Annotated in this window: 12 protein-coding genes; all 12 read left to right on the top strand. The window is 45.1% G+C overall.

Annotated features, from left to right (window positions below; genetic code table 11):
• The 12 genes from CEF13_RS18500 (at position 1) to CEF13_RS18455 (ending at position 13,861) form a co-directional block, all read left to right on the top strand.
• A complete protein-coding gene (locus CEF13_RS18500) occupies positions 1-468 on the top strand; it encodes a GNAT family N-acetyltransferase (RefSeq protein ID WP_166742697.1) in 468 nt (155 codons plus the stop codon).
• Positions 469-560: 92 nt separating this feature from the next.
• Entirely contained in the window at positions 561-737 is a 177-nt protein-coding gene (locus CEF13_RS28865; protein ID WP_166742698.1) for a hypothetical protein, read from the top strand.
• A gap of 119 nt (positions 738-856) precedes the next feature.
• Positions 857-1,252, top strand: a complete 396-nt coding sequence (locus CEF13_RS18495) for a VOC family protein (protein WP_102712791.1) — start codon at positions 857-859, stop codon at positions 1,250-1,252.
• A 378-nt stretch (positions 1,253-1,630) separates the two neighbouring features.
• A complete protein-coding gene (locus CEF13_RS18490) occupies positions 1,631-3,421 on the top strand; it encodes an endo-1,4-beta-xylanase (protein WP_166742699.1) in 1,791 nt (596 codons plus the stop codon).
• 96 nt (positions 3,422-3,517) lie between these two features.
• Positions 3,518-3,679, top strand: a complete 162-nt coding sequence (locus CEF13_RS28860) for a hypothetical protein (protein WP_166742671.1) — start codon at positions 3,518-3,520, stop codon at positions 3,677-3,679.
• A gap of 130 nt (positions 3,680-3,809) precedes the next feature.
• Positions 3,810-4,571, top strand: a complete 762-nt coding sequence (locus CEF13_RS18485) for an IclR family transcriptional regulator (protein WP_102712787.1) — start codon at positions 3,810-3,812, stop codon at positions 4,569-4,571.
• A 118-nt stretch (positions 4,572-4,689) separates the two neighbouring features.
• A complete protein-coding gene (locus tag CEF13_RS18480; RefSeq protein WP_102712785.1) occupies positions 4,690-5,565 on the top strand; it encodes a fumarylacetoacetate hydrolase family protein in 876 nt (291 codons plus the stop codon).
• A 30-nt stretch (positions 5,566-5,595) separates the two neighbouring features.
• Positions 5,596-7,059: an alpha-ketoglutaric semialdehyde dehydrogenase GucD gene (gucD, locus tag CEF13_RS18475; RefSeq protein ID WP_102712783.1), complete on the top strand. Its 1,464-nt coding sequence runs from the start codon at positions 5,596-5,598 to the stop codon at positions 7,057-7,059.
• 29 nt (positions 7,060-7,088) lie between these two features.
• The gene (locus CEF13_RS18470) at positions 7,089-9,080 is read left to right on the top strand and encodes a YjhG/YagF family D-xylonate dehydratase (RefSeq protein WP_102712781.1); all 1,992 of its coding nucleotides are present in this window, start codon (positions 7,089-7,091) and stop codon (positions 9,078-9,080) included.
• 26 nt (positions 9,081-9,106) lie between these two features.
• Entirely contained in the window at positions 9,107-10,693 is a 1,587-nt protein-coding gene (locus CEF13_RS18465) for a glycoside hydrolase family 43 protein (RefSeq protein WP_102712779.1), read from the top strand.
• 191 nt (positions 10,694-10,884) lie between these two features.
• Positions 10,885-12,693: a sensor histidine kinase gene (locus CEF13_RS18460; protein WP_102712777.1), complete on the top strand. Its 1,809-nt coding sequence runs from the start codon at positions 10,885-10,887 to the stop codon at positions 12,691-12,693.
• 22 nt (positions 12,694-12,715) lie between these two features.
• Positions 12,716-13,861, top strand: a complete 1,146-nt coding sequence (locus CEF13_RS18455) for a response regulator transcription factor (protein WP_102712775.1) — start codon at positions 12,716-12,718, stop codon at positions 13,859-13,861.
• The last annotated feature ends 23 nt before the right edge of the window (positions 13,862-13,884 follow it).

Below are 13,884 nucleotides of genomic sequence, written 5' to 3'. Positions count from 1 at the left end.
ATGATTAGCATAAAAAGAACTTCTTCAGAAAACCTGGATTTTTGCAGTTTAATTGAATTGCTGGATAAAGATTTGCAGCTTAGATATCCTGGAACTCAACAAAATTTTGATGCTTTTAACGTAATCAAACAAGATGCCAAAGTAATTGTTGCTTATGACGATGATATTGCAGTTGGTTGTGGTTGTTTTAGAGCTACTGAAAATGAAAATATAGTCGAAATTAAAAGAATGTTTGTAAAAGCAGAAAAAAGAGGAAAAGGTATCGCTAAGTCAATACTTACGGAGCTAGAAGCATGGGCATTAGAAGAAGGAATGATAAGTGCGATATTGGAAACAGGAATAAATAGTCCAGAAGCAGTATCGCTATATAAGAAATTAGGATTTGAACAAATTGAAAATTATGAACCATACATAAATAGTGACGATAGTATTTGTATGAGAAAAGATTTTTCAAGGAAAATTTCATGAATGGATGGTATTCGGATTAATCCAAATGGTGAAAAGAACCTATTTTTCAAGAATGTATATAATGGGTTAAATGACCGTGGGGAGTGACATGAATGAACAATACTGAACAAATTGAATTAGCTAAAAACACCTTGATCGGCAGATTATTTACATTAGGTGGATCAGCTCTTTTCTTTATTGGTACTTTGATTGTAACAATCATTGCATATCAAGAGTATTTAGATACACTTGTTCCTCAAAAATCAATAGAAACCCCAAATCACTTTTAGATTAACAGGACACTATAGTTCAATGTACATCAAAAAGGGCTGCTGAATCAGATCTGATTAGTGGCCTTTTTACGATTAATGGGTAGAATGAATAAATACATAGGAAGGGTGAGTGTTAAATGAGCAGAAAAATGGGATACATAACGATTTTAGTAAAGGAATATGAAGAGGCCATTACATTTTATAAGGAAAAACTAGGGTTTGAGTTAATAACGGACAATTCTTTTGGAGGTGGAATAAGATGGGTGACCGTTGCACCTTCCAGTAATAATGAAACGGCTATTGTTTTGGTCAGAGCTGATACAGACGAGAAGCTGGAGAGACTGGGAAGTCAGGCTGCCAATCATGTATTTCTTGTCATCCACACAGACGATTGCCGTCGTGATTACGAGCAAATGAAATCACGAGGCGTTCATTTCTTAGGTGAACCCAAAGATGTTCCATGGGGAGTTGAAGTCGTCTTCGAAGACTTGTATGGCAATCGTTTTGATCTGGTCCAGCATAATGGATTATAGGTACCTGCTCAGCCGATCTAAGAGCGTGACCGCAGATGCCAGAATAGCAGGGCTTTTAAGCCGTTTGCATAACGATTGACTTCATCGACGGCTCCATCGGAGAAAATATCATGTTCAGCTCCAGCATATGACAGATGATGCATGACTTATTTTCCAATCAATCGACATTTTACACCTCTTGTCCAAGTACGAACCTGCAATTATAATAAGATTGAATGCACACTTGAGAGGAGGAGAATAGGGTCTACGAAGAAGATGCTGGTGCTGTCGTTTGTAATCAGGTTGACGCTAAGCAATAAATGAAAGCGCTTGCATTGAAAGAGAAGAAACCTTACTCCATTGAAGTTCAATTAATTTTAACAAAACAGGAGGTATATGATGAACAAGAAGTTTAGATTCAAAGGAATTGTTTCGCTTCTTATGTCTGTTGTCCTGGTAATCGGAATGTTCTTTACAGTAGCGTGGGACCTCGCAGTTCCTTCGTTGGCTGATACCTACGAGGACAGCTTCCTACTTGGCAATATTACCTCACCCAACCAGCTTGATGCCCAAACCACCGAGATGTTTAAGCACTACTATAACGTTGTGACTGCAGAAAACCATATGAAACCGAATACGATCAGCAATGCGAAAGGCGTTTACAACTTTACGAACGCTGACTCTATCATAGCTTGGGCTGAACAGAACGGCATCAAGGTTCATGGCCACACATTAGTATGGCACTCTCAATCTCCGAATTGGCTGTACAGGAACACGAATGGCACACCGCTTACACGAAGTGAAGCCCGCCAGAATATGCAGGACTATATCACCACAGTCGCTGGACACTTCTCAGGAAAGGTCATTTCTTGGGACGTTGTTAACGAAGCCTTTGACGGCGGCTCTCTCCCGTTCGCGGACTGGAAAAATGTCACCCGAAAGAACTCTCCTTGGTATATCGCATATGCTAACGGCGCTGATACAGCCAGTGGCGAGAGCGGAGCCGACTATATTTACGATGCATTTGTCTTTGCTCGTCTGGCTGATCCGAACGCTATTCTTGAGTACAACGACTATAACGAAACAGACGCCTGGAAGCGCGAAGCGATGGCTCAAATGGCTGAGGGTCTTAACGCAAAGTGGCTAACCGACCCACGCAACACCAACCCTAGCCGCAAGCTTATTGAAGGCTTGGGCATGCAATCTCACCATTTCACAGAGCATCCGAATGTGTCCCAGATTGAAGCTTCGATCCAACGCTTCATCCAGGCTGGAGTGAAAATTAGCGTGTCTGAGCTTGATGTCCCCTACGGCAGTTACAATGGACCGACTGCCCCAACGCTTACTTATAAGCAACAAGTAGAACAGGCTATATACTACGCACGCCTGTTTGAATACTTTAAAGCCTATGATGCCCACATTGATCGCGTAACCTTTTGGGGCAAATCTGATTCTCAGAGCTGGCGTGGTACTTATAGCCCTTTACTGTTCGACGGCAATATGGCTCCGAAAGAAGCGTTCTATGCTGTTCTCAATCCGAGCGGCTATCTCATGCAACAAGGGCTTACGCCTCGTTCGCTGAATGATCTGACTATTTCGACTAGATCGAACACTATCGTTGCTGGTCTTCCGGCTAACATCACCGTTAACGCTGCCGCTGCTGATCTTGGCAACTACAATGTTGTTGCTTATCTTGCCAAGAACGGGATTAAATCTAGCGATGAGTTCCAGGTTGTCAATGGCACCGCACAGATCACTATTCCGCGCGCACCTGCAGCCGGGCAGTATAGCGTTATGGTAGATGCTTACAACGGATCCACTTTGTTTGCGTCCAAGGCTGTTCCGCTATCGTCTATCGATAATAGCTTCAACGTTATTGTAAACGAGAGAGTTCTTAATTACACGCTTGACGATAACTTCAACGCAGTATTTACGCCTACCGTAGAACAGATCATTTCAATGCTCAATAGCCGTTCGGAGAAAATCACGATTGATTTAAGTGGTGACAATAAAGTTACCGGCATCGAGTTTATAGTACCTACGGAGCCTTTCAAAAATGTTGACAAAATTATCGCGTTTAAGACAACAAGCGGAAGTTGTGAGGTAAAGACGAAAACCATCTGGAACAACTCAGGTAAAAAAAGAGCAATCATCATCAAAGCTGGTGTCGCAACCTTGAAAAATATTTAATCACAGAATTGGTGATAAACGGAGAAAGGAGCCTCGGTAATGGGGCTCCTTTACTTTTTAGTATACTAATGTTGACGAACGAAGACGAACAAGGTTTTGATCTTAGCGAAAGCTTATGGTGACAAAGCAAACCTGCAAAGTATTCAAGATGCGGGGCATGTGGAGTGTATCGAAGATATCGCGGAAGTTATTCAAATGGGTACGCCCGCGTACCGCAGAGAAAATCTGAACTTCTTGCAACCGACCGTTAAGCTGTGAAACGCGCTTTTACGTATTGTAATTGAGGGTGGACATCGCAATTAGGGTTTGCTATTATTTATTCAATAACATTTTAGAACACGGTTTTATAATATAAAACCGTAACTAGGAGGGGAGCGAGGGAGGGAATATGCCAATCATTCAAGCATTGGATAGAGCATTGAAAATTATCGACTTATTTGATGAGCATCATATGGAGTACAAACTGTCTGAAATAAGCTCAGAAATGGATTTGCACAAGAGTACAGTTCATTCCTTATTGAAAACGCTTCAAGTTCATGATTACATCGCACAGGATGAGCAGACTGGGAAATACCGCCTCGGGATGAGGTTTATAGAGAAGGGGCAATTGCTTCTCAATCATTTTGATATTCGGGAAATCGCTAGACCGCATCTCAGGGCTTTGTCTGCTGCCACCGGCCAAACGACACATTTGGTCATTATGGATGATGGAAAAGAAGGTATATACATTGATAAAGTAGAGGGGCATAAGGCTGCAATTCGGTATTCACGTATCGGTCGCAGAATACCCTTGCATAGCAGCGCCGTGGGTAAGGTATTGGCGGCTTTCCGGTCTATCAACGAACAGGTGCAGATTGCGGAAGGGCATACGTTTGTTAAGCATACGGACAAGACGATCGACAACCCCGAAGCTTTTTTGAAAGAGTTGGAGCAAGTAAGGAAGCAAGGTTATGCTATTGATAATGAGGAGAATGAGCCGGGGGTCCGGTGCGCCGCTGCTCCGATATTCAATCATAATGGACAAGTAATAGCGGCGTTGAGCATATCCACCATGGTAGCACACGTTGATGATCAAGAAATGGCACAATTAATTGCCCTAATTCGGCAGGAAACGAGTGAAATTTCTCAGCAACTAGGTTATCAGTTCTAAGTATAGGTTCTGAGCAATACTTTTAAGTTAATGATAGTACGAAACGTGATGAAAGTGAGTCGATTTACGTTGTAATTTGAGAACGCTGTTTTATATTATAAAACAAGGAGAGGCTAAAATGAGAATTATTCGATATCGTGATGGCGTAGAGCAATGTTTGGCTGCTGTAACTGACGAGGATAAAGTATACAGATTGGCGGATTCGGACTTTATATCATTCCTTGAACGAATCGAGAAGGCAGGAAAAACACCACTTGAAGACGTGAACGATCTGATCCGTTCAACTCAGCCGCTGGACAGGGAGTTTGATAGTCTTGAATTACTTATGCCTGTAGCTGCCCCTGAAGTATGGGCGGCCGGTGTAACCTATGCGCGCAGCAAGGAAGCTAGAAATTATGAGGCGACTGGCGGCAAGCTGAATGCATCCACCTACTATGACAAGGTGTATGATGCGGAAAGACCAGAATTGTTCATGAAATCTACAGCAGCTCGAACGGTTGGCCATTTGGATAATGTTTGCTTGAGAAGCGACTCGAATTGGCAGGTTCCGGAACCAGAGCTTGGTTTGGTTTTGAATAAGCGAGGCGATATTGTAGGATACATTATTGGCAACGATATGAGCTGCCGCGATATTGAAGGAGAGAATCCGTTATATCTTCCGCAAGCCAAGGTTTGGAAACAATCATGCTCAATTGGACCTGTCATCAGATTAGCCGAAACGATTCAAGATCCCTATCAGTTGCAGATCACTTTGCGGATATATAGGGATGGAAAAAAAGTAGTCGATGAATCAGCAAGCACAGGACAGCTTAAGCGCAAGCTGGAGGAACTCGTTTCCTTTCTGCACAGGGATAATATTGTGTACGATGGTACGGTTCTACTCACGGGAACATGTATCGTTCCTCCGAATAAGTTCACACTTGCACCTGAAGATATCATTGAAATTGAAATCACCAGCCTTGGAACACTAGTGAATACTGCTGTTATGGCCTAATAGACATTTTAAAAAGAGAGGAAGATTAAAATGGTAAATATAAATCACCCAATATATTACAACTACATTAATGGCGAATGGAGAAGCTCCGAGAGCGGCAGAACGCAGAAAAGTATAAGTCCAGCAAATAAAAATGAAGTCGTAGGTATGATCCCAGATTCGTCTAAACAGGATTTAGAGGATGCCGTTGCAGCTGCAAAGGCGGCCAAGCTCGCTTGGCGTAAGCTAACTGGATTACAGCGGGGCAATTTGCTGTTCAAAGCAGCTGATATTATGGAAAGTAGAATGAATGAAATCGGTGAAGCGATGACGAGGGAAATGGGTAAGACATTACCCGAGGCGAAGGGCGAGACGGCACGTGGAGTGGCCATTCTGCGTTATTATGCAGGAGAAGGCATGCGTAAAATTGGTGATGTTATACCTTCTTCCGATGCAGATGCATTCTTGTATACTACAAGGTCGCCGCTCGGAACGGTAGGGGTGATCTCCCCTTGGAATTTCCCAGTTGCTATTCCTATTTGGAAAATCGCACCTGCTTTAATATATGGGAACTCGGTCGTATGGAAGCCAGCAGCGGAAACAGCGGTTACAGCAGCGAAAGTTATGCAATGCTTCCATGATGCAGGCTTACCAGCCGGTGTTCTGAATATGATCGTAGGCAGTGGCAGCGTCATTGGTCAAGGTATTGCGGAACATGCTGATATTAACGGAATCACCTTCACGGGCTCCAACGCGGTAGGGCAAGCCGTAGGGCAAGCGGCGTTGGCACGAGGAGCTAAGTATCAGCTGGAGATGGGCGGGAAAAATCCGATCCTAATTGCCGCAGATGCAGACATTGATCTTGCGGTTGAAGCGACAATTAGCGGGGGTCTTCGTTCTACTGGTCAGAAGTGCACTGCGACAAGCCGAGTTATCGTAGTGAGGGATGTTTATGAGGAGTTCAAGTCGAAGCTGCTCCAGAAGGTGACTGAATTGAAGGTTGGAGATGGAATGGATGGACAGACATGGTTAGGTCCATGTGCGAATGAAAAACAAATGGAAACCGTTCTATCCTACATTAGTAAGGGTGTAGAAGAAGGGGCAGTATTGCTGTATGGCGGCACAAGACCAACTGAGGGTGCATTATCCGATGGCTTCTATGTCACGCCAGCGATTTTTGATAAAGTGACTTCAAAAATGTCGATTGCTCAAGAAGAAATATTCGGGCCTGTGCTTACACTAATCGAAGTGAATGATATTCAAGAAGCGATAGAGATTGCGAACGATACGGACTATGGTCTTAGCGCATCAATTTATACCCGTAATATCGGAAACGCTTTGCAGTTCGTTCAAGATATGGAAGCAGGTCTCGTCCGTATTAATGCAGAAACAGCCGGTGTTGAGCTTCAAGCACCGTTCGGCGGTATGAAACAGTCCAGTTCGCATTCAAGGGAGCAAGGCCAAGCCGCTATTGAATTCTATACTTCAATCAAAACCGTATTCATTAAGCCATAACGACAACACAAGGGATGGATGGTGTGAGTATGAATGAAGGCTTTGAAACGATAATGGGCAAGGATATCGATTCTTATTTTGACATCTATACGCATGCTCCGGGACCAAGCGGCTCATTGCCGCTTACCCCGGATATGCTTCGTAATTCACCAAGCGGTGATTTATTCGGATTAACACAGAACGTTGGCATGGGATGGGATCCGAAGAAGCTTTTAGGAAAGCAAATACTTATTCTTGGAACCCAAGGCGGCATTCGAGATGAGGACGGCCGCCCGATCGCTCTTGGCTATCATACGGGGCATTGGGAAGTTGGAATCATGATGAAAGCCGCAGCGGAGGAAATCGCAGGTCTTGGTGGCGTGCCGTTCGCGGGTTTCGTTAGTGATCCTTGTGATGGCCGTTCGCAAGGGACGACGGGGATGTTCGATTCACTGCCGTTCCGAAATGATGCGGCTATGGTATTAAGACGTCTTATTCGTTCCTTGCCGCAACGCTCGGCCGTATTGGGGGTAGGCACTTGTGACAAAGGATTGCCATCCATGATGTTGGCCCTGGCAGGGATGGGCAAACTTCCCGGCGTAATTGTTCCAGGCGGCGTTACTCTTCCACCGACCCAAGGCGAGGATGCAGGCAAGATCCAAACGATTGGCGCTAGATATACGAATGGTGAACTCTCGCTTGAGGAAGCGGCTGATCTCGGTTGCCGCGCGTGCGCGACACCTGGTGGAGGCTGTCAGTTCTTAGGTACAGCGGGAACGGCACAGGTTATAGCGGAGGCTCTTGGTATGACCGTTCCTCATGCAGCACTGGCACCGTCAGGACAGCCGGTGTGGGAGGAAATGGCACGGCAATCTGCGAGAGCTGCTCTCAAAATGGCGGAGAGCGGACTGACGACAGGCCAGATTGTAACGGATCATGCCATTCGTAATGCGATGGCCGTTCATGCAGCCTTCGGCGGATCTACAAATTTGCTGCTCCATATTCCTGCAATCGCACATGCGGCGGGGCTCTCCCTGCCAACGGTCGCTGATTGGGCAGAAGTCAACCGTAGTGTTCCGCGATTAGTTAGCGTTCTCCCTAATGGACCAGAACATCACCCGACAGTAAGAGCTTTCCTTGCAGGTGGTGTGCCTGAGGTTATGCTGCATATGCGCAAACTTGGTGTGCTCAATGAGAAGTCGCTTACGGTAACAGGTAATACGATCGGGGAGACGCTGGATTGGTGGGAATCGTCAGAACGCCGCCACCGCATGCGCCGACATTTGCTGGAGAACGAGGGGATTGATCCTGACCGCGTCATCTTCAGCCCGGAACGCGCCAAACAAGCGGGGCTGACCTCGACTGTGACCTTCCCGACTGGAAACATTTGCCCCGAGGGCTCTGTTATTAAATCGACTGCAATTGATCCTTCTATGGTTGACAGTGATGGGGTCTATCGCCACGTCGGCAGGGCGAAAGTGTTCACGACGGAACGTGCGGCAATCCATGCGATTAAAAACAAAGGCATCGTTGCCGGGGATATTATGGTACTCATTGGACGCGGCCCATCGGGTACGGGGATGGAAGAGACTTATCAGCTGACTTCAGCGCTCAAGCATCTGCCTTTCGGCAAGGAAGTATCACTGCTTACAGATGCACGCTTCTCGGGCGTGTCAACTGGTGCTTGTATAGGTCATATTGGACCCGAGGCCCTTGCCGGCGGACCTGTTGGCCAGCTTCGCAATGGCGATTGGATTGACATCCGTATCGACCTCCATCAATTAGAAGGTCATGTCGAAATGGTAGGCAGCGGTGAGGTGCCGGAGAATCCGGAGGTGGGAACGAATGTATTGGCTTCTAGAAAACCACATCCCGATCTCGCGAAAGACCCTGATCTTCCTGACGACACGAGGTTATGGGCTGCACTGCAAGCAGCGAGCGGCGGCACATGGCGAGGATGTGTCTATGACGTAGATAGAATCGTCAAACTGCTGGAAGCGGGTATGAACACGGCAGAAGGCCAGGAAATAATGAACAGTTAAACAAGATTTAAAGGAGAGTGGGGAACATGATTAACAATCCCATACTGCGAGGATTTCATCCTGATCCATCTATCTTGCGTGTAGGAGAAGACTATTATATTGCAACTTCGACATTTGAATGGTTCCCGGGAGTTCGTGTTCACCATTCCAAGGATTTGGTGAATTGGCGTCCGCTCACTTCGATATTGACACGTACTTCACAGTTGAATATGGAAGGCAACATCAATTCCGGTGGTGCATGGGCGCCATGCTTAAGCCATCATGACGGCGTTTTCTATCTTATTTATACAGATGTAAAAAGTCGCATGGGAGCCTTCAAGGATACTCATAATTATATGGTGACGGCGGACGATATAATGGGGCCTTGGTCTGAGCCTATTTATTTGAACAGCAGCGGTTTCGATCCTTCCTTATTTCATGATGAGGATGGTCGTCAATGGTTAGTGAATATGATCTGGGATCATAGGAAAGGGACAAACTCTTTCGCTGGCACTATTCTTCAGGAATACTCGAAGGAAAAGAAGAAACTTATTGGTCCTAAGAAAAATATTTTTCTAGGCACACATCTGAGACTAACCGAAGGGCCGCATCTATATAAACGAAATGGATATTATTACTTGCTGACAGCTGAAGGTGGAACGCAATATGAACACGCTGTCACGATGGCGCGTTCTCGGCATATCGATGGTCCTTATGAAGTCGATCCCGCGAATCCAATCTTGACATCTGCGGGCAAGCAGGAATTGGAATTACAGAAGGCGGGACATGCTTCACTAGTGGAAACGCAGAACGGCGAGTGGTATATGGTTCACCTCGTCGGTCGTCCTGTAATAGATAAGCGATGTATGCTCGGTAGAGAAACCGCCATTCAGCGCTGTCATTGGACGGATGATGATTGGATAGCTGTTGATGGAGGAGCAAATTCGCCACAATATGTGGTGCAAGCACCTCAATTGCCATCACATCCATTCCCAACTGAACCGAGCCTCGACCACTTTGATAGAGCACAGCTTGGGCTGCAATGGAACACCCTTCGCATCCCTGCAAGTCCGGATTGGCTATCCTTAACGGAAAGGCCAGGATTCTTACGGCTTTATGGTCAGGAGTCCATGAGTTCAACACATCGCCAAAGTCTTGTCGCGCGTAGACAGCAATCGATGTATTGTGAAGCAGAAACAACCATTGAATACCGTCCAGAGAATTATCAGCAAATGGCGGGATTGATTCTGTTCTACGATACCCGAGATTATGTCTATTTGCGCCTGACGCATCACGATGAATTAGGTACATGTATTGGTATTGTACAATCGAAGAATGGAATTTATAATGAAATATTGGATCAGGATATTCCAATTATGGATGGAACATACCATTTGAAGGTGAGTATTCAGCGTGAAATGGCCAGCTTCATGTATGCGGGCCAGACAGGGGAATGGAACGTGATCGGCCCACAGCTTGATGTAAGCCATTTATCTGATGAATATGCTGATTATATTCGTTTTACAGGCAATTTTATCGGTGTTTGCGTCCAAGACTTAAGCGGGGAACGCAAGCATGCTGATTTCGATTATTTCCGATATGATGAGTATGATGTTGTGCAAACGGATCATTAAATAAAGATTACAGCACACATTACGTCTTAAACGAAGGCCTTCCCATATCTTTCGGTGTTGGTGGCGTACTCAACACTTGGAGATTTGGGGAGGTACTTCTTTTTCTAGGCTTAGAAATTATATTTCCTGTATCGCTTCGGTGTAATGAAATTAATTCACTAACAAAACAATTGGCTTGAAAGAGGGACAGAATGATGAACAATGCTGTCAGATTCTTGATTAGTTCCTTAACGGGAAAAACCATCATTCGAACGATCATGTTCTCATATTTAATTGTAAACATCCTACTTTTATTGTTGCTTGGACTGTTATCCGTTCGGGATTCAACTAAAAGCGTTACCAAGGAAGTCACTCAATCCAGCTACAAAGTAATGGAGCAAGCAGCGCGCGGTCTCAGCTTCAATCTCGAAGAGGCGACTCGTCCGCTCGTTCTTCTAACAGGCCATTACTCGGTTGGCAGCTTGATGAATCCAGGCAGGGAAATGGATATCGAAGGGCGCATCCAGCATGAGAGGAATATCGCGGACGTAGCATTTGGCGTATCTTCCCTGCAATCCATGGTAAGTGATGTTTTGATATTGGGCAAAAATGGCTATGTAAACAACCTGGATGGCAGAAAATCACTTCGGTGGGATTATCCTTTCACCGAACAGACTTGGTTTAGTCAGGCGATTTCGGATACTCCAAACAAAGGATTCATTACGCTTGGACTCCATAAGCAGGACTACTACTTAGAAAATAATATTTCAAAATATAATATGCCGACGTTATCGATCGCTCTTCCGGTTAAAGATTACACCCTTAGAACGATAGGGGCTGTCATCGCTAATCTGGATTTAGCCAAAATCAACGGGATGTTTGAATTTAGCTCCTATCAAAACAATGAAAGCATCTTTATGATCGATAATGAGCAGACCATCATTGCCCACAAAGATAGTAACGCAATCGGGACAAAACTTGACTTCGAAGGTATCAAGCTTATTTATGCCAGCGATTCAGGAAGTTTCGTTACCGAGCTTGGCGGGCATGAGACACTTGTTATCTTCCACCCTACTGCCGTTCAGGGTTGGAGAATGATCTCGACGATTCCGATGTCCGTTATCAGAGGACAATCAGACTCACTGAAGTCAAATTTGATCGGTTTCATTTATCTTTGTTTGCTGCTCAACCTCCTCATATCCATCTTGAACACCGCACGAATATCCCGCCCATTTGGACGACTGCTCTCAACATTGGACAAAATTGGCGAAGACAGTATTTATATCATTAGGAATAAATATAAGTATCGCGAACTGGATTTGATAAGCGACAAATTTAGGGAACTGGTCATCCGGATCGAAACGTTGGTCAAACAAAATTATCAATCGGACATTGCACTGAAAGAAGTAGAGCTCAAAACGCTGCAGTCCCAGATCAATCCGCACTTTCTATTCAACACGCTGCAACTGCTGCAAACCGAAATTGTATGTGGAAGCACGGAGGATTCCAACCATTTGGTGTTGTCATTGAGCAGTCTGCTAAGGTATTCCATGAAGCAATCGGAAGAGATGGTGGAACTGGAACAAGAAATTCAGAACGTCAGGGATTATCTCTATATTGTGAATAAAAAATATGACGATCGAATTGACATCGAGTTTCTTATTCCGGACGAGTCTATTCTAAAAAACAGAACGATAAAGTTGATCCTGCAGCCACTCGTAGAAAACGTAGTTATTCACGGATTTGGCGAGAATCCGCAGTCAGCAAAAATGACGATTAGGGTTATGACAGTCAAAAAAGGAATTATGATCGTCATCCAAGACAATGGTAAAGGGATATCGAGAAGCCGAAGCCGTCACTTGGCTAGGCAATTGAACCAACAAGACTTTAAGCCGGACAGGATAGGTCTATTCAACGTCAATCAGCGTATCCGATTGAAATTCGGAACTGATTATGGACTTAAGATTAGAAGCAGGCAAGGGATATTTACAACGGTTTATATCGTTTTGCCCAGAACGTGACATCTTCGGGGAGGTAGCGAGCGTGAAATTGCTTATTGTGGACGATCAATTATCTTTACATAGATATTTAGATAAAGTGATGGATTGGAAGGAGCTAGGGTTTACGAAGGTGCAGCATGCATATGACGGAGCAGAAGCGGCCAACATGGTAGAATCCTTCCGCCCCGATCTGATGATCATGGATATTCATATGCCATTGGTCGACGGGATCGAGTCGCTGAAGCGGATTCAACATTTGGACAAAATACCACGTACAATTATTTTAAGTGCGTTTGATCAATTCGAATATGCCAGGGATGCGCTTCGACTTCAGGTTTCCCAGTACCTGTTAAAGCCAGTCGACGCCGAATTGCTTAGGGATGCTTTGCGCGAGCTGATTCAACAGTCCGTATCGGATGCTCAGAAATCGATTCGCAGTGAACTGGATCGGACGATATACTCTGGACAGATCGAAGCAGCTTCGTTGATGAGCTTCCGAGACTGCCTGGAATTTATTTCCATTAAACGTTTTGCTATTTTGACATTCGAGGATAGTCTGCCATCGGAGAATGATTATTCCTGCTTGCTGCAAGAACAAGCGGTCATCAAAATCCACTGTGTTATGTGTTATAAAAACCGCAAGGAGCAAGTGGTGCTAGTTGGCGGGGGGGATGATCTGTCTAGCGGTCAATTGAGGGAATTAAGTGAATCTGTGATGGAAAAAGTGGCGGAGTCAACACCGTCTCACACATTGTCTGTCGGAATCAGCTCAATTGCCCAAGATGCCGCATTTCTGCCACAGCTAATTTCCGAGAGCACGCTAGCGGTAAGAGCGCCTGCTTCGGAAACCGGATCCAAGCTTCAGGATGCTGTGCGGCGGATTAAACCGTTTGTAGAAGGCCGATATCAAGAGGATTTATCTTTGCAATCAGTGGCAGATCGCTTCGATATAGACAAGTATCAATTAAGTCGTGCGTTCAAACAGGAATTCGGTGTGAATTATTGGACTTATGTGATCCAGGTGCGGATGATTAAAGCCGCAGAACTACTCGTTGGAACGAATTGGAGGAATAATCACATCGCGGAGCATATCGGTTTTTTGGACGAGAGCCACTTTAGCCGCGCTTTCAAAAAGTATTTCGGCGTTACGCCTAAAGAGTACCGGGCATCGTCTATTCGTCCCAACTAATCGAATAAGCCGCTTGTGCAACA

Origin of the sequence: Paenibacillus castaneae, assembly GCF_002884445.1 — a bacterium.
Classification (GTDB): Bacteria; Bacillota; Bacilli; order Paenibacillales; family Paenibacillaceae; genus Pristimantibacillus; species Pristimantibacillus castaneae.
Note: the sequence above shows the minus strand (reverse complement) of the source record. Positions and strands in the feature narration are given on the sequence as shown.

Coding starts and splice junctions, on each gene's coding strand:
- CEF13_RS18490 (WP_166742699.1), top strand. CDS start 1,631: ATGAACAAGAAGTTTAGATTCAAAGGAATTGTTTCGCTTCTTATGTCT.
- CEF13_RS18480 (WP_102712785.1), top strand. CDS start 4,690: ATGAGAATTATTCGATATCGTGATGGCGTAGAGCAATGTTTGGCTGCT.
- CEF13_RS18470 (WP_102712781.1), top strand. CDS start 7,089: ATGAATGAAGGCTTTGAAACGATAATGGGCAAGGATATCGATTCTTAT.
- CEF13_RS18460 (WP_102712777.1), top strand. CDS start 10,885: ATGATGAACAATGCTGTCAGATTCTTGATTAGTTCCTTAACGGGAAAA.
- gucD (WP_102712783.1), top strand. CDS start 5,596: ATGGTAAATATAAATCACCCAATATATTACAACTACATTAATGGCGAA.
- CEF13_RS18500 (WP_166742697.1), top strand. CDS start 1: ATGATTAGCATAAAAAGAACTTCTTCAGAAAACCTGGATTTTTGCAGT.
- CEF13_RS18465 (WP_102712779.1), top strand. CDS start 9,107: ATGATTAACAATCCCATACTGCGAGGATTTCATCCTGATCCATCTATC.
- CEF13_RS18495 (WP_102712791.1), top strand. CDS start 857: ATGAGCAGAAAAATGGGATACATAACGATTTTAGTAAAGGAATATGAA.
- CEF13_RS18485 (WP_102712787.1), top strand. CDS start 3,810: ATGCCAATCATTCAAGCATTGGATAGAGCATTGAAAATTATCGACTTA.
- CEF13_RS28865 (WP_166742698.1), top strand. CDS start 561: ATGAACAATACTGAACAAATTGAATTAGCTAAAAACACCTTGATCGGC.